Origin of the sequence: Agromyces sp. NPDC058104, from assembly GCF_042884835.1 — a bacterium.
GTDB lineage: Bacteria > Actinomycetota > Actinomycetes > Actinomycetales > Microbacteriaceae > Agromyces.
In genome coordinates this window covers 468,728-487,504 of sequence record NZ_JBHVTD010000002.1, presented here as the reverse complement: position 1 = coordinate 487,504, position 18,777 = coordinate 468,728, and the positions used below count along the sequence as shown (strand labels likewise).

Below are 18,777 nucleotides of genomic sequence, written 5' to 3'. Positions count from 1 at the left end.
CTTCCCGGGCGCCAGCTCCGGCCCTGCTCCGGCCCGGGGACCTGCCCGCGCCCACCACGCGCGGCGCGAGGGCGGCCGAGGCCGGGGGCCGGGGCCTCAGCGCGGCTGCGCGGCGATCACCCGGCGGTACCAGTCGAACGAGTCCTTGCGGGTGCGCTCGCCGGTCGCGAAGTCGACGTGCACGAGCCCGAAGCGCTGCGTGTAGCCCTGCGCCCACTCGAAGTTGTCCATGAGCGACCAGGCGAAGTAGCCCCGCACGTCGACGCCCTGCTCGATCGCCGCGGCGACGGCCCGCAGGTGGCCGTCGAGGTAGGCGATGCGCTCGTCGTCGTGCACGGCGCGACCACCGTCGGATGCCTCGACCACCTCGTCGGCGAACGACGCCCCGTTCTCGGTGATGACGACGGGCGGCAGCGCGTCGCCGTAGTCGCGGCGCAGGCCGACGAGGAGCTCGGTGAACGCGCCAGGCACGATCGGCCAGTCGAAGCCGGTGCGCGGCGTGCCCGCGGGCGGGTCGACCGGTTCGAACGGCAGCCCGGCTGCGGCGAACTCAGAGTCGGCGGCGGGCGCGGCGACATACGTCGGGTTGTAGAAGTTCACGCCGTAGAAGTCGAGCGGCGCCGAGACGAGCTCGAGGTCGCCGGGCTGGAGCCCGGGGAACTCGTCGAGGCCGAACGCCGACAGATCGGGGTAGGCGCCCGTGAGCACGGGGTCGGCGAAGATGCGGTTGTAGATGAGGTCGAAGGCGCCCGCGGCCATGGCGTCGGCCGGCGAGTCGCCCGCAGGCACGACGAGCGTGTGGTTGTTCGTGATGCCGACCTCGGCCGAGGGCGCGGCGGCGCGGATCGCGGCGACCGCGAGACCGTGCCCCAGCAGCTGGTGGTGCACGGTCGGCAGGGCGCCGAGCATGAGCTCACGCCCCGGCGCCTGGGTGCCGAGCGCGTAGCCCTCGAGCGTCGTCATCGCGGGCTCGTTGAGGGTGATCCAGCGGCCGACCCGGTCGCCGAGGCGCTCGAGCACGAGGCCGACGTACTCGGCGAAGCGCGCGGCGGTGTCGCGCACGAGCCAGCCGCCGGCGTCCTCGAGCGGCTGCGGCAGGTCCCAGTGGTAGAGCGTCGGCAGCGGCGCGATGCCCGCCTCGGCGAGCGCGTCGACGAGTCGCTCGTAGTAGTCGAGCCCCACGGCGTTCGCGGGCCCGGTGCCGCCCGGCTGCACGCGGGGCCACGCGATCGAGAAGCGGTAGTCGCTCGCGCCGAGTTCGGCGAGGAGGGCGACGTCGTCGCGGAACCGCCGGAAGCTGTCGGCCGCGACGAGCGCGTTCGAGCCGTCGATCACCCGGCCGGGTTCGGCCGTGAAGGTGTCCCAGATGCTCGGCCCGCGCCCCACGGCGTCCGTGGCGCCCTCGATCTGGAACGCGGCCGTCGCCGCGCCCCAGCGGAAGCCTGCCGGCAGTCGCAGCGCCGGCTCGGCCGCGCACGGCTCGGCCGTCGCACGCGTGATCGGGGCACTCTGCATCGTGAACCTCACTGTCCGTCGCAACTGGGACGCTTGACCCAGTTCGACCCACCCTAGCGGGCCGGGCCCGCGCTGGGAAGGGCCGCCGCCCCTTCCCGCCCGCGGCGCCCGAGCGTACGCTGGAGTGGTCGAAGGGGGCTCCGATGAACGCGACGGTCGGCGAACGCCTCGTCATCCACGGCAAGCAGGTCGGTCAGCCCGGCCGGCACGGCGAGATCCTCGAGGTGCGCGGCGAGAACGGCGGGCCGCCGTACCTCGTGCGGTTCGACGACGGCCACGAGACCTTGCTCTTCCCAGGCGCCGACTGCGAGATCGAGCACGCCGAGCAGTGAGCGCGGCGCGCTAGCGTTGAGGGCATGTTCCACTCCTACGCGGCGATCGGCGACAGCTTCACCGAGGGCGTCGGCGACGAGCTGCCCGACGGCAGCGTGCGCGGCTGGGCCGACTTCGTCGCCATCGGCCTCGCGAAGCACGCCCGCGAGCCGATCGGCTACGCCAACCTCGCCATCCGCGGCCGCAAGCTCGGCCCGATCATCGACGAGCAGCTCGAGGCCGCGATCGCGCTGAAGCCCGAGCTGCTGAGCTTCAACGGCGGCGGCAACGACATGCTGCGCCCCCGCATGGACGAGCAGGCGACGGCGATCCGCTTCCGCGCGGCGATCAACCGCATCCGCGAGTCGGGCATCCACGTGCTCATGCTGAGCGGCGCGAATCCGACCGACCACCTGCCGATGGGGCGCGTCTTCGACACCCGCGGCGCCCGCCTCACCGCGGCGCTCGTCGACCTCGGCTCGCTCGACGGCGTCACCTTCGTCGACAACTTCAACGACCGGGGGCTCCGCGACATCCGGTACTGGTCGCCCGACAAGCTGCACCTCAACGCCCTCGGGCACGCCCGCGTCGCGTCGAACGTGCTCACCGCGCTCGACGTGCCGGTGCCGCCCGAATGGGGCGTCGAGGAGGTCGCGGCGGCTCCGGCGGGCCCGCGCAGCCGCAACACGGCCGCGTACTACCGCGAGTTCGTGCTGCCGTGGATCGGCCGCCGTCTCACCGGCCGCTCGTCGGGCGACGGGCGGGTCGCGAAGCGCGCGACGCTCGAGGCGCTCGCGCCGAGCTGACTCGCGGGGTCGCGCGCCCGTGCGACGAACGCCGTGCCCCAGCCGGCGAGCACTGAACTTGGGCCGGCGCACACCGCGCCGCCGGGCCTGCCATGGGCCTGCCGCGCTACCCGCCGAGCACGTCCGCGACGAACGCACGGGTGCGACGCGCGAGCCCCTCGATGCGCTCGAGCTCGTGCACGCTCGGCATGACCTCCGACGGTGCAGGCGGGCGGCCGAGCCGCACCGTCTCCTGACAGGCGAGGTCGCCGCAGATGTAGGTGCCGACGCTGTCGCCGCGGGCTCCGGCTGCTCCCGAGCGACGAGCCGAGAACAGCGCGACCTGGTCGCCCGGCTGGTGCGTGTGGCAGAGGTTGCAGACCGCGGCGCGATGCCGCGAGCCCGTGCGCTCGGCACTGCGCAGCACGATGCCCGCGGGAGCGCCGTCGAGCTCGGTGACGAGGTAGCCCCGCGAGGCGATGCGCGGGTCGCGCCACGCGAACGCGTCGAGGTGCGCCCATTCGGTGACGAAGAAGTTCACCGGCAGCGAGAGCTGTTCGAGCTCGGAGGCGTCGGCGTTGCCGAGCGCCGCCCGGACCTCGGACTCGACCAGTGGCTGCATGCGGATCCCCTCGTGCGACCCTTCCAGTCTACGAACGGACCACGGAGACCGCTCAGGGCACGGTGTCGGGGACACCGGGGCCGTCGGATCCGCCCGACCACTCCTCGAAGGTCATCCGGTCGGGCGGGGGCGGATCGATGAACACGAGCTCCCACGTGACGCCCTCGCTCTTCGCCGACCACGAGATCACGACCACGTCGCGCTCGCCCATGCCCTCGGGGCGCTCGTCGCCGAGCTCGGCGGCGGCATATTGCACCATGATGCCGTGCTCGTCGAAGCGCGCGCGTGAGGCGCACTCGCCGCGCTCGACGAGGCTCGTCCCCTCGGGAACCACCGAGAGGCAGACCTGGTCGATGCCGTTGAGGTAGGCCCAGAAGCCGCGCCCGAACACGTCGTCGATGCGGCGCACGGTGTCGGCCTGTGCGCCGAGCGCGACCGTGAGGCTCTCGTCGTCGGCGCGCTGCGGCCGATCGAACACGGCCAGGCCCCGGACCGGCGTCGCGAGGGTCACGACGGCGACCCCGCCGACGATCGCGAAGCCCGCGAGCACGGCCGCGATCGCGAGCCCGTTCACCGCGCGGGTGCCCAGCCGCCGCGGCCATCGAACACGCCTCGCGGATGCCGCGGGGTGCCCGCCGTCCGTCGCGCCCGAGCTCGCGGCGCCCGGCGTTCCGCCGACGGCTCCGGGTGCGCCGTCGGTCCCGCCAGGGCCGACCCTCGCGCTGCCGGGCCCGGATGCCTCGCCTGCGCCCCGTTCGCCGGCCCGCACCGCCGTGGCGGCGGCCGCCGCGGCCGCGGCCCGTTCGCGCTCGTCGGCCCGATCGCGCTCGTCGGCCCGCCGGGCGAGCTCGGTCTCGACCGACTCGAGCTCCTCGGCGGCGCCCGAGGCGAAGCCGTCGCGAGTGCCGTAGACGATCCGGCGCAGGTCGTCGGCCCGCGCCTCGAGTTCCGCGTCGTCGCTCGTCAAGGCCCCTCCGATGCCGACGCTAGCCCGCAGAGGATCGTTCGGAAAGCCCCCGTCCGCGGCATCCCGCCCGCCGCGCTTTTCAGGACGAGAGCCCCGATGACCTCTCCACGAGAGCCAACGCCCCGCTCATCCTGAAAAGTGCCGAGACGACCACCGGGAATTCGCCGTCCCAGCACACCGCACCACCGCACAATTCAGGACGAGAGCCCCGATGCGCCCTCCACCCGGTCCGTCGACCCGCTCGTCCTGAATCGTGCGGCGCGCAGCCGCCGAGCCGCACCCGATGTCGGCCACGGCGCGCGGCTCAGAAGACGGGCCGCGGCCTGTCGTCGACGAGCGGATGCCACCCCTCGGGCCCGCGGTCGTACGCGTGCGCGGGGCCGTCGGCGATGAGTCGCGAGAGCGCGGCGAGGAAGCGGTCGACGTCGTCGGCCGACGACCCCGCGCCGAGGCTCGCCCGCAACCCGTTCGCGCGGCTCGCGACGCGCTCGAAGAACGGGTGGGCGCAGAACCGGCCCGCGCGCACCGAGATGCCGTGCTCCGCCCCGAGCGCCGCGGCGAGCAGCCCCACCGAGCCGCGCTCGAGCTCGATCGTGGCGATGCCGAGCCGGTCGTGGGCATCGTCGAAGCCGCGCACCACGCGCACGCCGCGCTGCGCCGCGAGCCCGGCGTGCAGTCGTTCGGTGAGCGCCCGCTCGTGCCGGTCGCGGGCGGTGTCGCCGAGGCGCTCGAGCTCGCCGAGCGCACGCGCGATCGCGGCGATGCCGAGGACGTTCGGGGTGCCGGCCTCGTGGCGGGCCGCCCCCTGCTTCCATGCGACGCGGTCGAGTTCGACCGAGTCGACGGCGCCGCCGCCGGCGAGGTGCGCCGGTGCCGCGTCGAGCCAGTCGGCCCGGCCGACGAGGGCGCCCGCCCCGAACGGCGCGTAGGCCTTGTGCCCTGAGAAGGCGAGGTAGTCGATACCGGATGCCTCGAGCGAGACCCTGCGGTGCGGCAGCAGCTGTGCGGCGTCGACGGCGAGGCGGGCGCCGTGCGCGTGCGCGAGCTCGGCGAGACGGTCGACCGGCAGCACCTCGCCGGTGACGTTCGAGGCGCCCGTCACCGTGAGGAGGGCCGCGGGACATCGGGCGAGCTCGGCGTCGAGCGCCTCGAGGGTCTCGGCGATGGTCGCGCGGGCGACGACGACCCGTCGTGCGCCGTCGCGCCAGGGCAGCAGGTTGGCGTGGTGCTCGAGGTCGAGCACGACGGTGTCGCCCGGCACTGCGGCAGCGAGCAGGTTGAGGGCGTCGGTCGTGTTGCGCGTGAAGACGACGAGGTCGTCGTCGCGGGCGCCGACGTGCCGGGCGACGGTCACTCGGGCGGCCTCGACGAGGGCGGTGGTCTGCTGCGACGGGTAGCCGGTGCCGCGATGCACGCTCGCGTAATAGGGCAGCACCTCGGCGACGTGCGCGGCGACCGCCGAGAGCGCAGGCGCCGAGGCCGCGGTGTCGAGGTTCACGTGACGCACGAGCCCGCCGCCGAGCACGGGCACCTCGAGTCCGGCGTCGACGAGCCGCGCGAGCGGGCCGGGCGCGGTGCCGTCGGCCGTGGCGTCCATCATCGCCGCCGGCTCCGACGTGCGCGCGGTGCGGGCGGCGGTCGACTCGGTGGCGATCACGGGGCTCTCCTCGGGTGCGTGGTTCGGACGACGCTACGGATGCCCCTGGCCCGCCTCAACCCTCCGTGACGCGGGCCGTCACGGCACGCAACAAACGGAAACACGGAGGGTCGAGACGCTGAGGCCGGGCCGTGCCGCGGCTACTCGCCGGGCGGGTTCGTCGGCTCGCCGAGCGAGAGCATGAGCCGGTTCGCCCAGTTGAAGAACGCCGCGGAGTGGATGACGTCCGATACGGCCTGCTCGTCGAAGCCGGCCTCGCGGAGCGCGTCGAGGTGGCCGCGCTCGAGTCGCGGCGGCGTGGCCGCGAGCGCGACGGCCGCGTCGATGACGGCCCGCCACGCGGCATCCTGCTCGCCGTCGACGCCCTCGTCGAGCAGCCGCTGCACGTCGTCGTGGCGCTTCGAGTGGTGCGTCGCGAACCGCGCGTGCACCGAGGCGCAGAAGATGCAGCCGTTGAAGCGACTCGTCGCGGCGGCGGCGAGCTCGCGCTCGGCGCGCGGCAGCCCGTCCTTGGCGTTGTAGAAGATGTCCTTGTCGGTGAGCGTGCGCGCCTTCAGGATGTCGGGGTCGCGCGCGAGCAGCCGGAAGTAGTCGCTCTTCGCCCGCGCCCGGTCGACGAGCCCGTCGTACTGGCGCTCGGTGAGCTCGGCCTCGTCGGCCGGTGGGAGCCAGGGCACCCAGCCGAGCTCGGCCTGGGTGAAGACCTCGGGGGTGGATGCCTCGGGGTGCCCGAGCACCCGGGCGGCCTCGTGCGTGGCGTGGTCGGTCATGCTGCGTCCTCCGTCGTGAGGAGTCGGAGCCCGGCGGCGACGCGCAGCTGGAACGCGAGGAACGACACGAGCTGGGAGAGGGTGACGATGCCGTCGCTCGACCACCCCGCCGCGGCGAGCGCGGCGAGCGCCTCGGGCGAGGCCTCACGCGGCCGGAACACGAGCAGGTGCGCGTGCTCGAGGGCGGCCGTGAGCCGATCGCCGAGCGCCGCACGGGCCGGGTCGCCTGCGGCGACCGAGAGACGGAGCCCGTCGCGGTTCTCGGCCGCGAGCGCGGCCGTCGGGTAGTCGCCGTACGGTCCCGTCGTGCGCACCGAGGCGGCGAGGTCGGCCACGGCGTCGGCGAGCGCGTCGCCGGTGTCGCCGCCGGCGCTGCGGGTCAGGGCGCCGTAGTGCGCGGTCGCCACCTCGTCGTCGTGCAGGATCGCGGCGAACTGCGCGACGGCGGCGCGCTCGGCGAGGGTCGCGTGCGACTCGTCGATCTCGGTGAAGAGCGCGTCGTAGCTCGCCTGGGCGTTGTCGCGGGTCGCCGGGCGGTGCCGGCGCAGCGCGTCGGCGGAGCTGCCGGGGGTCACCCCCGCGAGTCGGTCGATGAGGTCGGTCATGTCGGTGCCTTTCTGTCGGTCGTTCGGGTGCCGATCCGGGTCCCGCCGGGGTTCCCGTCGGGATCGCCGGCTCCGGCGATGAATCGTCAGCGTCTGCGTCGCGTCGCTTCGGTCGTGCGGCCTCGGGCCGCGGGGCCGCGACGACGACGGTCGCCGGTCCGGTCCGCCCACGGGCGGGGCTTGCTCCGCACGAGGTGTGGTCATGTGGTCATGTGGTCGCGGCCTGGGTGGTCATGGTCGCGGCCGGGGTGGTCATGTGGTCATGTGGTCGCCTTCTTCGGAGGAGGACCTCCTCCCCGACGTCATGCGTCGGAGAGCGGACGGCGGCCGGATCAGCCGGCGAGCGCGGCGGCCGGTGCGGTCGCACCCCAGCCGAGCGCCGGCGCGACCTCGCGGGCGATGAGCTCGATCGAGCGCAGCACGAGCTCGTGCGGCGGATCGACGGAGTGCACCTGGAACGCGACCTCGCTCGCCTGCGCGGCGACCGCGTCGCGCGAGAGCGACTCGATCACCTCGTCGACCGTGCCGACGTGCGTGTCGTAGGCGGCGATGAGGTCGTCGAGGGTGTCGCCGTGCGGCGCCTGGCCCATGCGGGTGAAGCCCACGGCGGCCCGGCGCAGTCCGATCTCGGCGTAGCGCCGGGCCTCGTCGCGCGAGTCGGCGACGAAGAGCGTGCGCGACGCGAGGATGCGCGGCGGCACGCCGTGCGGCAGCGCCTCGAGGTAGGCGTCGACGACCGGCTGCTGCACGTCCGAGAGGCTCGCGCGCGGGGCATCCGCCGCCCTGGGCTGGGTGCGCGAGAGCATCAGGCCGTGACCGGCGCGACCGGCGCGCGTGCCGCCGAATGGCGAGAAGGTCGCCTGCCAGACGCGGCCCAGCAGGTCGCGCCCGGGCGGCTGCAACCGGTTGGCGTCGTCGCCGAGCGCGCCGCCCGCGAGCGCCGCGACGAGCGAGTCGATCTTCTCACCGAAGACGCGACCCCGGTCCTCCGAGCGTTCGCCGAAGGCGAGGAAGGAGGCGGGCGTCGAGCCCGAGCCGAGTCCGAGCTCGGCCCGGCCGCCCGAGACGAGGTCGAGCACGACCGCGTCCTCGGCGACCCGGACCGGGTCCTCGAGCGGCAGCGTGACGACGCCCGTGCCGAGCCGGATGCGCGAGGTCTGCGCGGCGACGTGCGCGAGGAACACGAACGGCGACGGCAGCCCTCCCTCGGCGGCGTGGAAGTGGTGCTGCGCGACCCAGGCCGAGTCGAAGCCATGGCGCTCCGCAGCGACGATCTGCTCGGTCGCGATGCGGTAGCGCTCGGCGGCGCCGGCGTCGTCGAGCAGCCGGGTGAAGAATCCGATGCGGGTCATGCGAGGGCCTTTCCTGAGGAGACGGCGAGGGCGACGTCGGTCGAGTCGCGAGGGTCGTGCGCGGCGCCAGCGGCTGGGTCGGCGGCAGCGGCTGGAGCGGCGGCAGCATCGCGGGCGTCGGCGGAGCCGGGCCCGAGCCCGCCGTCCGCGTCGAACGGCCGCACGGCCCGCCGCGGCACCGCGTCGAGGAGCTCGCGGGTGTATTCGTGCTGCGGCGCGTCGAACACCTGCTCGGTGGCGCCCTGCTCGACGACCCGCCCGCGGCGCATCACCGAGACGGAGTGGCTGATGCGGGCGACGACGGCGAGGTCGTGGGAGATGAACAGGTAGCTGAGCCCGAGCTCCTCCTGCAGCCGCTCGAGCAGCTCGAGGATGCGCGCCTGCACGGTGACGTCGAGCGCCGAGACGGCCTCGTCGAGGATCACGAGCTCGGGCTCGGGGGCGAGCGCCCGGGCGATCGCGACGCGCTGGCGCTGCCCGCCCGAGAGCTCGGCGGGACGGCGCCCGGCGACGTCGGCCGGCAGTGCGACCCGTTCGATGAGGTCGCGTGCCGTCTCGCCGCGGCTGCGGCGGTCGCCGATGCCGAAGTTACGCAGCGGCTCGGCGATGATCTCGGCGACCGTCTGCCGGGGGTCGAGCGAGGCGAAGGGGTTCTGGTAGACGAGCTGCACCCGCCGCCGGAACTCCCGTTTCGCCGCCCCCGCCAGCGCGGTGACGTCGAGCGACGGGGCTCCGCCGCGGGCACCGAGCGCGACCGTGCCCGCGTCGGGCTCGACGAAGCGCGCGATGATGCGGGCCGTCGTCGTCTTGCCCGAGCCCGACTCCCCCACGATGGCGTGGGTCGTGCCGCGCAGCACCTGGAACGACACCTCGTCGACGGCCCGGAACGGCTCGCGCCCGCGTCCGAGCGAGAACTCCTTCACGAGTCCGGATGCCTCGAGCACGAACGGGTTCTCGGCCGCGGCGACCCCGGGGTCGCGCAGGAACAGCGGCGGACGGGGGTGGCGGAACGGATGCTCGGCGAGCCCCGGGGCATCCGCCAGCAGGCGGCGCGTGTATGCCTCGACCGGCGCGTCGATGAGCTGCCCGGTGCCGCCCTGCTCGACGACGCGGCCGTGCTGCATGACGACGACGCGCTCGGCCCGCTCGGCGGCGACGCCGAGGTCGTGGGTGACGAGCAGCACTGCGGTGCCGTGCTCGCGGCGCAGTTCGTCGATGAGGTCGAGGATGCGTCGCTGCACGGTGACGTCGAGGGCGCTCGTCGGCTCGTCGGCGATCACGAGCTCGGGCTCGAGTGCGACCGCGTTCGCGATGAGCACCCGCTGGCGCATGCCGCCCGACAGCTCGTGCGGGTACTGCCGCGCCCGCAGCGCCGGATCGTCGAGGCCCACCCGGTCGAGCAGTTCGAGCACGCGGGCACGGATGCTCCGGCGGTCGCCGCGCCCGTGGATGCGGAAGGTGTCGGCGAGCTGCACGCCGATCGGCCGCACGGGGTTGAGCGACGAGACCGGGTCCTGCGGGATGTAGCCGATGCGCGCGCCGCGGACCGACTCGAGGCGTCGATCGCTCCAGCCGGCGAGGTCGGTGCCCGAGAGGCGGATCGCGCCGCCCTGAATGCGGCCGCCGCCGGGCAGCAGGCCCAGCACGGCGCTCGAGGTGGTCGTCTTGCCCGAGCCCGACTCGCCGACGAGGGCGACGACCTCACCGGGGGCCACCTCGAACGACACGTCGTGCACGACGCGGCGGAGTCCGTCGCGGCCGGCATAGGCGACGTCGAGGTGCTCGATCGCGAGCAGCGGCGAGGTCGCGTTCGGGTTCGTGTTCGCGGTCATCGGGTCCTCCCGAGGGCGTGGCTGATGCGGTTGGCGCTGAGCACGACGGCGACGACGACGAGGCCGGGCAGCACGGTCAGCCACCACGAGGTCGCGACGTAGTTACGGCCCTCAGCGATGAGCAGGCCCCACTCGGGCGTCGGCGGCGGGGCGCCGTAGCCGAGGAAGCCGAGCGTCGAGATCGCGAGGATCGCGGTGCCGAACTGCAGCGCGGCGAGCCCGACGACCGACGTGAGCGAGTTCGGCAGCACGTGCCGGAACAGCACGGCGTGCAGCCGCGCGCCCGAACCGATCGCCGCCTCGACGTAGTCGGCCTGCCGCACCCGCACGACCTCCGAGCGCGAGAGCCGGGCGAAGGCGGCGATGGAGCCGACGCCGACCGCGATCGCGGCGTTCACAGTGCCGAAGCCGAGCAGGATGATGATGCTGAGCGCGAGCAGCAGCCCGGGGATCGCGAGCAGCACGTCGACGAGCCGCATCACGACCGCGTCGACGGCGCCGCCGAGCGAGCCCGCGAGCACGCCGAGCAGGGTGCCGCCCACGAGGCCGACCGTGACGGCGACGAACGCGCCCGACAATGAGTGCACCGCGCCGTACACGACTCGAGTGAAGAGGTCGCGGCCGATCGCGTCGGTGCCGAAGAGATGCGCGGCGCTCGGCGCCTGCAGCTTGTCGGCGGGCACCCCCGCGAGCGGGTCCTGCCCGGTGAACAGCCACGGTACGAGCGCCCACGCGACCGCCACCGCGATCACGAGCCAGGCGAGCACGAGGCCGGGGCGGATGCCACGGAGCCGCCGCCGCGCGGCCGCCGTCGCCGTCGCCGTCGCCGTCGGTCGAGGAGCGCCCGACGAGGGAGGGCGCGTGTCGAGGCCGCCGCCGGCGGCCCGTTCGAGGACGTCGGCGCTCATGCCGCCACCGCCTTTCGCTTGAGCCGAGGATCGAGGATCGGATACACGAGATCCACGGCGAGGTTCACGACGACGAACACGAGCGCGGCGAGGATGACGATCGCCTGGAGCACCGCGACATCCTGGTTGGCGACGGCCTGCTCGGTGAGCCGGCCGATGCCCGCCCGCCCGAAGACCGTCTCGGTGACGACCGCGCCGCCGATGAGCTCGCCGATCAGCACTCCCGCGATCGTGATCGTCGGCAGCGTCGCGTTGCGGGCGACGTCGCGCCAGAGCACGCGCGCGGGGCTCGCGCCCTTCGCCCGCACGACCGCGACGAACGGCGAAAGCTGCACGTCGTCGATCGCCCGGGCGAGGATCTGGGCGAGCGGCGCCGAGATCGGGATGGCGAGGGTCAGCACCGGCAGGATCAGCGCCTGCACGGGGTCGGCGCCGATGACCGGCACGAGCCGGAGCTGGAACGAGAACACCTGGATGAGCACGATGCCGAGCCAGAACACGGGCACCGACACGAACACGCCCGGCAGCGAGCGCAGGGCCTGTCGCAGCCAGCCGAACGGGGCCAGCGTCGAGAGGAACGCCAGCACCACGGCGAGCACCACCGCGACGAGGAACCCGAGCCCGGCGAGCACGAGCGTCTCGGGCAGGGCCGAGCCGATGAGCTCGTGCACCGGGGTGCCGTACTGCACCGAGGTGCCGAAGTCGCCCGCGAGGAACCCGGCGACGGTGTGCAGGTACTGCTGCCAGACCGGCACGTCGGCGCCGTAGCTCTGGCGGATCTCGGCGATCTGCTCGGGCGAGAGCCCCAGCTCGGGGCTCTCGAACTTGATGAGGATCGCGTCGCCCGGCAGCGCCTGCAGCAGCACGAACGTCGCCGTGAACGCGATCGCGAGCACGAGGAGCGCCTGCCCTGAGCGGCGTGCGAGATAGGCCATCGTCGTCTCCTTCCGTTCTGTTCGCGTGAGGGGTCCGCGGCGGTGGGGGGGGCCGGGGGGGGGGGGGCCGCCCCCCCCCCGCCGAGCGCTTCGCTACTGCTTCGCGACCCAGGTGTCGTAGAACAGCGGCCGGGCGACCGCCTCGGTCGTGAAGCCGTGCACGTACGGCGCGGCGCCGTACACCTGCGGCTCCTCGAAGAGCGGGATCACATAGGCCTGCTCGGTGAGGTAGTCCTGCACGGCGGCCGAGGCCTCGTCGCGCTTCGCGGGGTCGGGCTCGGATGCCACGGCGAGCAGCAGCTCGTCGAGCTTCGCGTCGTCGGAGAGCAGCGTGTTGCGGTTCTTCGTGAAGTACTGGCTCTTGATCACGTCGTTGTCGGCGCGGCCGACCATCGAGTGGTAGAGCGGGGTCTTCAGCGGGTCGAGGATGTCCTCGGCGTAGCTGCCCGCGTCGGCGGCCTTCACCTCGAGTTCGACGCCGATCTTCGCGAGCTGCTGGCTCACGAGCTCGAGCGTCTGCTTCGAGAGCGGCTGCGGCTTGGCCTCGTAGACGGCGAGCGAGAGCCGCTCGCCGTCCTTCTCGCGGATGCCGTCGGCGCCGACCTTCCAGCCGGCCTCGTCGAGCAGTTCCTCCGAGCGCTCGGGGTCGAAGGCGAGCGCCGCCGACTCGTCCGTGTACCCGGCGGCCGTCGCGGCGAGCTGCGAGGTCGCGACCGGGTAGTTCTCGGTGAAGATCGTGTCGACGACCTCTTGGGCGTCGACGCCGTGCACGAGCGCCTGGCGCACGCGCAGATCGCTCAGCAGCGGGTTGGTGAACCGCAGCCCGAGCGAGTTGTTGACGCCCCGGGTGGGGGCGGCGACGATCTCGAAGCCGGCGTCCGCGACCTGGGCCTCGTCGAAGGCCTGCACGTATCGGATGACGTCGGCCTGGCCCGCGAGCAGCGAGCCGATGCGCACGCTGTCCTCGGGGGTGACGATGAGGTCGATGGCGTCGAGGTACGCCCGGCCCTGGTGCTCGAACGAGGGCGGCGCCCAGTCGTAGTCCTCGCGCGCCTCGAGGTGCAGCGAGGTGCCGATCTCCTCCTCGGTGACGACGAACGGCCCCGAGCCGACGATCTCGGTCGAGGCGCCCGCGCCCCAGTCCTCGAGCTTGCGGTCGAGGGTCGCGGGCGAGACGAGCCCGGAGTTGATCGTCGAGGTCGCCTGCAGGAACCCGGGTGCGGGCGCCGAGAAGGTGAAGGTCACCGTGTCGGCGTCGACCACCTCGCTCGCGGCGTAGTTGTTGATCGCCTCGGAGACGGTGAGGCCGAGCTCCTCGTTGCCGAGCCCGTAGGTGTCGAAGTTCTTCGCGACGGCCGACGCGTCGAGCGGGGTGCCGTCCGAGAAGGTGACGTCGTCGCGGAGCTCGAAGGTGTACTCCGTGGCATCCTCGTTGACCGACCACTCGGTCGCGACCCACGGCTCGATCTCGAGGGTCTCGGGGTCCTGCCAGGTGAGGCGGGCCGTGATGTTGTTCACGATGCCGCCGTTCGGGTAGAAGCCCGCCTGCGGCGGGTAGAGCGTCGTGTGGGGCTGGTGCTCGAGATAGGTGAGCGTGCCGCCGGTGACCGGGTCGCCGGCCGCGTCGGCCGTGCCCGGCGCGCCCTGCCCGGCGCAACCGGCCAGCAGGCCGGTCGCGGCGAGCGCGGCGACGCCGGCGGCGATCAGTCGCGTGTTCTTCGTGGACATGTGCTGTGGGTTCCTTCGGTTCGGAATCGAGACGTTCGGCCCCTGGGTGCGGGGTGTGATCGTCGAAGCTACGGATGCCCCGCGCCCGTCTCAACCACCCCTCGACGCCGGCCGTCACCGCGGGAAACCGGCGGCAACGGGGCGTCACCCGGCGTCACGTGGACGTTCTCCGGGCGGGCCAGGCCGAGGTGGTCGCGCAGGGTCTCGCCCTCGTACTCGGTCGGGAACGCGCCGCGTCGCTGCAGCTCGGGCACGACCCCGAGAGCGAACGCGTCGAACTGGGCGGGCTGGATCGCGGAGAGCACGTTGAAGCCGTCGACGGCGCCGGCGTCGCCCCAGGCCTCGAACTCGGTCGCGATGTCCTCGGCGGTGCCGACGATCATCGAGGCGTTCACCGAGGCGGCCACGACGAGGTGGCGGAGGGTCGGGGGCCGCTCGCCCGAGGGGTTCCGCCCGGTGCGCTCGGCGACGATCTCCACGAGCTCCTGGCCGGGCGCGCTGAACTCGGCGACGATCGCCGGGGTGACCGCGCGGTCGGGCGACAGCCCGGAGACATCCACCCCCAGCAGGGTCGAGAGCTGGGCCAGCGAGCGGTTCGCGGGGAACGCCGCCGGCGGGCCGTCGGGCCAGTCCTCGGCGATCTGCACGAGCTCGCTGAGCTCGTCTGCGATCGACTGCGCGTGCTCGCGGGTCTCGCCCACGATCGGCAGCACGGGTGCGATGACCTTCAGGGTGCGGTCGTCCCGCCCCGACTCGAAGGCGAGCGCCCGCAGTTCCTCGCGCACCTGCACGGCGTGGTCGAGATCGCTGACCGCGACGAGCGCGAGGTCGGCGTTCTGCGCGGCGAACAGGCGCGAGCGCGGCGAGGTGCCGGCATGCACGATCGGCAGGTGCCCCTGCACGGGCCGGGCGACGTTCAACGGCCCCGTCACGCTCAGGTGCTGGCCGTTGAAGTCGGTGGCGTGCAGCTTCGACGGGTCGAGGAAGACGCCGGCCGCGGCATCCGCGACGATCGCGTCGTCCTCGAAGGAGTCCCAGAGGCGGCGCAGCACGTGCTCGAACTCGACCGCGCGGTCGTAGCGCGTCTCGTTGGCCGCGTGGAAGTCGCGCCCGTGGTTGCCGGCCGCCCGCGGTTCGGCCCCCGTCACGAGGTTGAGCCCGGCGCGACCGCCGCTCAGGAGGTCGACCGAGGCGGTCGCCCGCGCGAGCGTGAACGGGTCGGAGTAGCTCGTGTTCGCCGTCGCGATGAGGCCGATGCGCTCGGTGACGCCCGCGAGGTAGGTGACCGCCGACAGGGGGTCGATGCGGGCCACGAGGTACGGGTCGCGGTACTCGAGGTCGTGCCCCGTGGCGAGCCAGTCGCCGAAGAACAGGTAGTCGAGGCGCGCCTGCTCGGCGATCTCGGCCGTGCGGCGCAGCACCGCGGCATCCCCTCTCGGATCTCGATGCGCGCCCGGATACCGCCAGCCCGAGGGGTAGGCGCCGATCGCCCTGACCATTGCGCCGATGATGAGTCGTGTCATGTTTCGACCTCCCGGGATCCGACGCTAGGGAGGGCGATCGGATGCCGCGAGCCCACCCGTCACACGGGGGAACCGGGTGTCACACGGGGACAGCGGGCGTCACATGACGGGGCTGTCGGACCCGCCGCTCACCAGGTCGCGACGTACTCCGAGACCCGGTCGGGCAGCGTGCCCCGCACCACGGGCGCCCCGCGCTGCACCGCCTGGGCGATGCGCTCGCGGAGCTGCGACGACGCGATGCGGTAGTCGACGAAGTCGCCGTCGCTCGCGTACACGCCGATCGGCAGGGTCAGCGCCTGGAAGAACGAGAACAGCGGCCGGAACTGGTGCTCGATGATGAGGGCGTGCCGGTCGCTGCCGCCCGTCGCGGCGAGGAGCACCGGCTTGTCGATGAGCGAGTACTGCCCGACGAAGTCGAACACGTGCTTGAACAGACCGGTGAAGCTCGCCCGGTAGACGGGGCTCGCGACGATGAGCAGCGTCGCCGACTCGATGCGGCGGATCGCCGCCTCGGCGGCCGGGCTCAGTTCGTCGCGCCGCAGCGCGCCGCTGAACTCGCGCCCGATCTCGCCGAGCTCGATGAGGTGCGTCTCGACCTCGACCCCGGGCTGCGCCGCGAGCGCGACCGCGAACTCCTCGAGGATCTCGCGCACGAGCACGGTGGTCTTGGACGGGCTGTGCAGGCTGCCCGAGACGGCGACGAGCGAGACGTGGTGCGACATGCCTCGACGCTAGGCAGGGCTCGGGGATGCCGCGACCGCCCGCTTCACAGAATGGAACGGGCCGTCATCCGGGGTCATGCTGCTTCTGCAGGAGAATTGCACTGAGCCGGGCTGTCAGGTGACCATGAGGCCCAATTTCCTGCAGAAGCAGCATGCGGTCAGTCGGGTGCGGCGAGCGGCACGATCCCGATCAGCAGCAGCGCGCCGAGGGCGTAGCCGACGAGATCGAGCGGGTCGAACGAACTGCCGAAGACGAGCCGCAGCGGCGGCACCGCCTCCACGAGGCGCGACGGGATGCCGGTGAGCTGCAGCAGTTCGACCGCCGCCGCGATGCCGAACCCGGCTGCCGCGACGACCCACGCAGGCAGGCCGGGTCGCACGATCGCGACCACGAGCCCGGCGAGGCACGCGTACAGCGCGCTTCCGGCGAGGTCGACCACGACCGTGCGGTCGAGCAGCTGCAGGCCGAGGCCCACGAGCAGCACGACCGCGGCGGTCGCGGCGAAGTTCAGTCGCGCACGCCCCTCACCCGCCGCGCGGGTCACTCGTCGCGCGAGCCCTTGTGACGGGGCTTGCGGGCGGGGCGGTCGTCGCCCGAGTCGCCGGCGCGGTCGTCGCGACGCGGCCGGTCGTCGCGGTCGTCGCGACGCGGCCGGTCGTACCGGTCGTCACGACGCGTCCGGTCGCCGCGCCCGTAGCGCCCGCCGCGGCCGTCGCGGTCGCGGTCGTCGCGGTCGCGGCGCCGCGGGGCCCCGCGGTCGGGCCGCAGCTCGATGAGGCGCCCCGAGATGCGGGTGCCGTCGAGGCGTTCGAGCGTCTCGCGGGGCAGGTCGGCGGGCAGCTCGACGAGCGAGAACTCGGGCTTGATCTGGATCGCGCCGAAGTCGTCGCGGTTGAGCCCGCCCTCGTTCGCGAGGGCGCCGACGATCTGGCGCGGCTCGACCCGGTGGCGTCGGCCGACCGCGATGCGGTAGGTCGCCATGGGCACGCCGTTGCCGCGCGGGCGGCGGGCGGGGCGGTCGTCGCGGTCGTACCGGTCGCCGCCGCGGCCTCGGTCGTCGCGCCGGTCGTCGCGGTCGCGCCCCCGGTCGTCGCGGCGGTCGCGGTCGAAGCGCGCCGGCCGCTCGGGCTCGGGCTCGAGCAGCAGCGGCGACTCGCCCTGGGCGACCACGGCGAGCGCGGCGGCCACGTCGACCTCGGGCACGTCGTGGTGGCGCAGGTAGTGGGCGATGATGTCGCGGAAGCCCTCGATGCGCTCCGACTGCTCGAGCGCCGCGGTGATGCGGTCGTCGAAGCGTGCGAGCCGGGTCACGTTGACGTCGTCGACGCTCGGCAGCGTCATGGGCGTCATCGGCTGCTTCGTCGTCTTCTCGATGCGGGCGAGGAGGCTCCGCTCGCGCGGGGTGACGAAGCTGATCGCGTCGCCGGTGCGACCGGCGCGGCCGGTGCGGCCGATGCGGTGCACATACGGCTCGGGGTCGGTCGGGATGTCGAAGTTCACGACGTGCGAGATGCGCTCGACGTCGAGGCCGCGGGCCGCGACATCCGTGGCGACGAGGATGTCGAGCTTGCCGTTCTTCAGCTGCTCGACCGTGCGCTCGCGCTGGGCCTGCGCGACGTCGCCGTTGATCGCGGCGGCCGCGTAGCCGCGGGCGCGCAGCTTCTCGGCCAGCTCCTCGGTGACGTTCTTCGTGCGGACGAAGATGATCATGCCCTCGAAGTTCTCGACCTCGAGGATGCGGGTGAGCGCGTCGACCTTCTGCGAGTACGCGACGATCAGCGAACGCTGCGTGATGTTCGCCGAGGTCTGCGTCTTCGCCTTGACGGTGATCTCTTCGGGGTCGTGCAGGTACTGCTTCGACATGCGGCGGATCGCGGCCGGCATGGTCGCCGAGAACAGCGCGACCTGCTTGTCGTCGGGGGTGTCGGCGAGGATCGTCTCGACGTCTTCCGCGAAGCCCATCTTGAGCATCTCGTCGGCCTCGTCGAGCACGAGGTACTTGAGCTCCGAGAGGTCGAGGGTGCCCTTGTCGAGGTGGTCCATGATGCGGCCGGGCGTGCCGACGACGATGTGCACGCCGCGGCGCAGCGCCGAGAGCTGCACGCCGTAGCCCTGCCCGCCGTACACGGGGAGGATGTGCACGCCCTTCAGGTGCGCGGCGTACTTCTCGAACGCCTCGCAGACCTGCAGGGCGAGCTCGCGGGTGGGGGCGAGTACGAGGGCCTGCGGCGTCTTCTGCGAGAGGTCGAGGCGGGCGAGGATGGGCAGTGCGAACGCGGCGGTCTTGCCGGTTCCGGTCTGGGCGAGGCCGACGACGTCGCGCCCCTCGAGCAGGGTCGGGATGGTCGCGGCCTGGATGGCGGAGGGCGTCTCGTACCCGACGTCGTCGAGCGCCTCGAGCACCGCCCCGTCGAGACCGAGGTCTGCGAATGTCGTCGCGGCGGGCTCTTCAGGTGCCGCGGCCGGGGCGGGAAGTTCTTCAGAAGTCACGCTTCAGGGTAGTCCCCGGTGCTGGGAAAGCCCCGGTGGATACCGCGGGGCGG

General features: G+C 73.4%; 17 protein-coding genes. 2 read left to right on the top strand and 15 right to left on the bottom strand.

Going from position 1 to position 18,777, the window contains the following annotated elements:
• Positions 1-96: 96 nt before the first annotated feature.
• Positions 97-1,515: a GH1 family beta-glucosidase gene (locus ACFVTH_RS10200; protein ID WP_387090040.1), complete on the bottom strand. Its 1,419-nt coding sequence runs from the start codon at positions 1,513-1,515 to the stop codon at positions 97-99.
• A 143-nt stretch (positions 1,516-1,658) separates the two neighbouring features.
• Here ACFVTH_RS10200 and ACFVTH_RS10195 point away from each other — a divergent pair, with 143 nt between their 5' ends.
• Both ACFVTH_RS10195 and ACFVTH_RS10190 read left to right on the top strand, forming a co-directional pair.
• Positions 1,659-1,847, top strand: a complete 189-nt coding sequence (locus ACFVTH_RS10195; RefSeq protein ID WP_376941772.1) for a DUF1918 domain-containing protein — start codon at positions 1,659-1,661, stop codon at positions 1,845-1,847.
• Positions 1,848-1,871: 24 nt separating this feature from the next.
• Complete coding sequence (locus tag ACFVTH_RS10190) at positions 1,872-2,633, top strand: SGNH/GDSL hydrolase family protein (protein ID WP_386938695.1); 762 nt, start codon at positions 1,872-1,874, stop codon at positions 2,631-2,633.
• 106 nt (positions 2,634-2,739) lie between these two features.
• Here the strand turns inward: ACFVTH_RS10190 and ACFVTH_RS10185 are convergent, their stop codons facing one another.
• From ACFVTH_RS10185 to ACFVTH_RS10120, 14 genes are all read right to left on the bottom strand, one after another.
• The gene (locus ACFVTH_RS10185; protein ID WP_387090037.1) at positions 2,740-3,234 is read right to left on the bottom strand and encodes an FBP domain-containing protein; all 495 of its coding nucleotides are present in this window, start codon (positions 3,232-3,234) and stop codon (positions 2,740-2,742) included.
• Between the two features lie 52 nt (positions 3,235-3,286).
• Positions 3,287-4,201: a hypothetical protein gene (locus tag ACFVTH_RS10180; protein ID WP_387090034.1), complete on the bottom strand. Its 915-nt coding sequence runs from the start codon at positions 4,199-4,201 to the stop codon at positions 3,287-3,289.
• A 304-nt stretch (positions 4,202-4,505) separates the two neighbouring features.
• Positions 4,506-5,858 carry an aminotransferase class V-fold PLP-dependent enzyme gene (locus tag ACFVTH_RS10175; RefSeq protein WP_387090031.1) on the bottom strand — a complete coding sequence of 451 codons (1,353 nt, stop codon included), beginning with the start codon at positions 5,856-5,858 and terminating at the stop codon, positions 4,506-4,508.
• Between the two features lie 140 nt (positions 5,859-5,998).
• A complete protein-coding gene (locus ACFVTH_RS10170) occupies positions 5,999-6,628 on the bottom strand; it encodes an alkylhydroperoxidase domain protein (protein WP_387090028.1) in 630 nt (209 codons plus the stop codon).
• Positions 6,625-7,233, bottom strand: coding sequence for a CMD domain protein (locus ACFVTH_RS10165; RefSeq protein WP_387090026.1), 609 nt, complete (start codon positions 7,231-7,233; stop codon positions 6,625-6,627). Before ACFVTH_RS10165 ends, ACFVTH_RS10170 begins: the two co-directional genes overlap by 4 nt.
• 332 nt (positions 7,234-7,565) lie before the next feature.
• Complete coding sequence (locus ACFVTH_RS10160) at positions 7,566-8,585, bottom strand: putative FMN-dependent luciferase-like monooxygenase (RefSeq protein ID WP_387090023.1); 1,020 nt, start codon at positions 8,583-8,585, stop codon at positions 7,566-7,568.
• A complete protein-coding gene (locus tag ACFVTH_RS10155) occupies positions 8,582-10,417 on the bottom strand; it encodes a dipeptide ABC transporter ATP-binding protein (protein WP_387090020.1) in 1,836 nt (611 codons plus the stop codon). The genes ACFVTH_RS10160 and ACFVTH_RS10155 overlap by 4 nt, the downstream gene beginning before the upstream one ends.
• The gene (locus ACFVTH_RS10150; protein ID WP_387090017.1) at positions 10,414-11,325 is read right to left on the bottom strand and encodes an ABC transporter permease; all 912 of its coding nucleotides are present in this window, start codon (positions 11,323-11,325) and stop codon (positions 10,414-10,416) included. The genes ACFVTH_RS10155 and ACFVTH_RS10150 overlap by 4 nt, the downstream gene beginning before the upstream one ends.
• Positions 11,322-12,260 (bottom strand): ABC transporter permease, encoded by a 939-nt coding sequence (locus ACFVTH_RS10145; RefSeq protein ID WP_387090014.1) that lies wholly within the window; start codon positions 12,258-12,260, stop codon positions 11,322-11,324. The genes ACFVTH_RS10150 and ACFVTH_RS10145 overlap by 4 nt, the downstream gene beginning before the upstream one ends.
• A gap of 93 nt (positions 12,261-12,353) precedes the next feature.
• Complete coding sequence (locus ACFVTH_RS10140) at positions 12,354-13,988, bottom strand: TIGR04028 family ABC transporter substrate-binding protein (RefSeq protein ID WP_387090011.1); 1,635 nt, start codon at positions 13,986-13,988, stop codon at positions 12,354-12,356.
• 68 nt (positions 13,989-14,056) lie between these two features.
• Positions 14,057-15,511, bottom strand: a complete 1,455-nt coding sequence (locus tag ACFVTH_RS10135) for an NtaA/DmoA family FMN-dependent monooxygenase (protein ID WP_387090009.1) — start codon at positions 15,509-15,511, stop codon at positions 14,057-14,059.
• A gap of 128 nt (positions 15,512-15,639) precedes the next feature.
• Positions 15,640-16,233: an FMN reductase gene (msuE, locus tag ACFVTH_RS10130; RefSeq protein WP_387090006.1), complete on the bottom strand. Its 594-nt coding sequence runs from the start codon at positions 16,231-16,233 to the stop codon at positions 15,640-15,642.
• A gap of 158 nt (positions 16,234-16,391) precedes the next feature.
• Positions 16,392-16,778, bottom strand: a complete 387-nt coding sequence (locus ACFVTH_RS10125; protein ID WP_387090004.1) for a DUF2809 domain-containing protein — start codon at positions 16,776-16,778, stop codon at positions 16,392-16,394.
• Complete coding sequence (locus tag ACFVTH_RS10120; RefSeq protein WP_387090001.1) at positions 16,775-18,724, bottom strand: DEAD/DEAH box helicase; 1,950 nt, start codon at positions 18,722-18,724, stop codon at positions 16,775-16,777. The genes ACFVTH_RS10125 and ACFVTH_RS10120 overlap by 4 nt, the downstream gene beginning before the upstream one ends.
• Between the last annotated feature and the right edge of the window lie 53 nt (positions 18,725-18,777).

Bases quoted from the DNA above. Each gene is read 5' to 3' on its own strand.
- ACFVTH_RS10200 (WP_387090040.1), bottom strand. From the start codon at position 1,515: ATGCAGAGTGCCCCGATCACGCGTGCGACGGCCGAGCCGTGCGCGGCC.
- ACFVTH_RS10195 (WP_376941772.1), top strand. From the start codon at position 1,659: ATGAACGCGACGGTCGGCGAACGCCTCGTCATCCACGGCAAGCAGGTC.
- ACFVTH_RS10190 (WP_386938695.1), top strand. From the start codon at position 1,872: ATGTTCCACTCCTACGCGGCGATCGGCGACAGCTTCACCGAGGGCGTC.
- ACFVTH_RS10185 (WP_387090037.1), bottom strand. From the start codon at position 3,234: ATGCAGCCACTGGTCGAGTCCGAGGTCCGGGCGGCGCTCGGCAACGCC.
- ACFVTH_RS10170 (WP_387090028.1), bottom strand. From the start codon at position 6,628: ATGACCGACCACGCCACGCACGAGGCCGCCCGGGTGCTCGGGCACCCC.
- ACFVTH_RS10165 (WP_387090026.1), bottom strand. From the start codon at position 7,233: ATGACCGACCTCATCGACCGACTCGCGGGGGTGACCCCCGGCAGCTCC.
- ACFVTH_RS10160 (WP_387090023.1), bottom strand. From the start codon at position 8,585: ATGACCCGCATCGGATTCTTCACCCGGCTGCTCGACGACGCCGGCGCC.
- ACFVTH_RS10155 (WP_387090020.1), bottom strand. From the start codon at position 10,417: ATGACCGCGAACACGAACCCGAACGCGACCTCGCCGCTGCTCGCGATC.
- ACFVTH_RS10150 (WP_387090017.1), bottom strand. From the start codon at position 11,325: ATGAGCGCCGACGTCCTCGAACGGGCCGCCGGCGGCGGCCTCGACACG.
- ACFVTH_RS10145 (WP_387090014.1), bottom strand. From the start codon at position 12,260: ATGGCCTATCTCGCACGCCGCTCAGGGCAGGCGCTCCTCGTGCTCGCG.
- ACFVTH_RS10140 (WP_387090011.1), bottom strand. From the start codon at position 13,988: ATGTCCACGAAGAACACGCGACTGATCGCCGCCGGCGTCGCCGCGCTC.
- ACFVTH_RS10135 (WP_387090009.1), bottom strand. From the start codon at position 15,511: ATGACACGACTCATCATCGGCGCAATGGTCAGGGCGATCGGCGCCTAC.
- msuE (WP_387090006.1), bottom strand. From the start codon at position 16,233: ATGTCGCACCACGTCTCGCTCGTCGCCGTCTCGGGCAGCCTGCACAGC.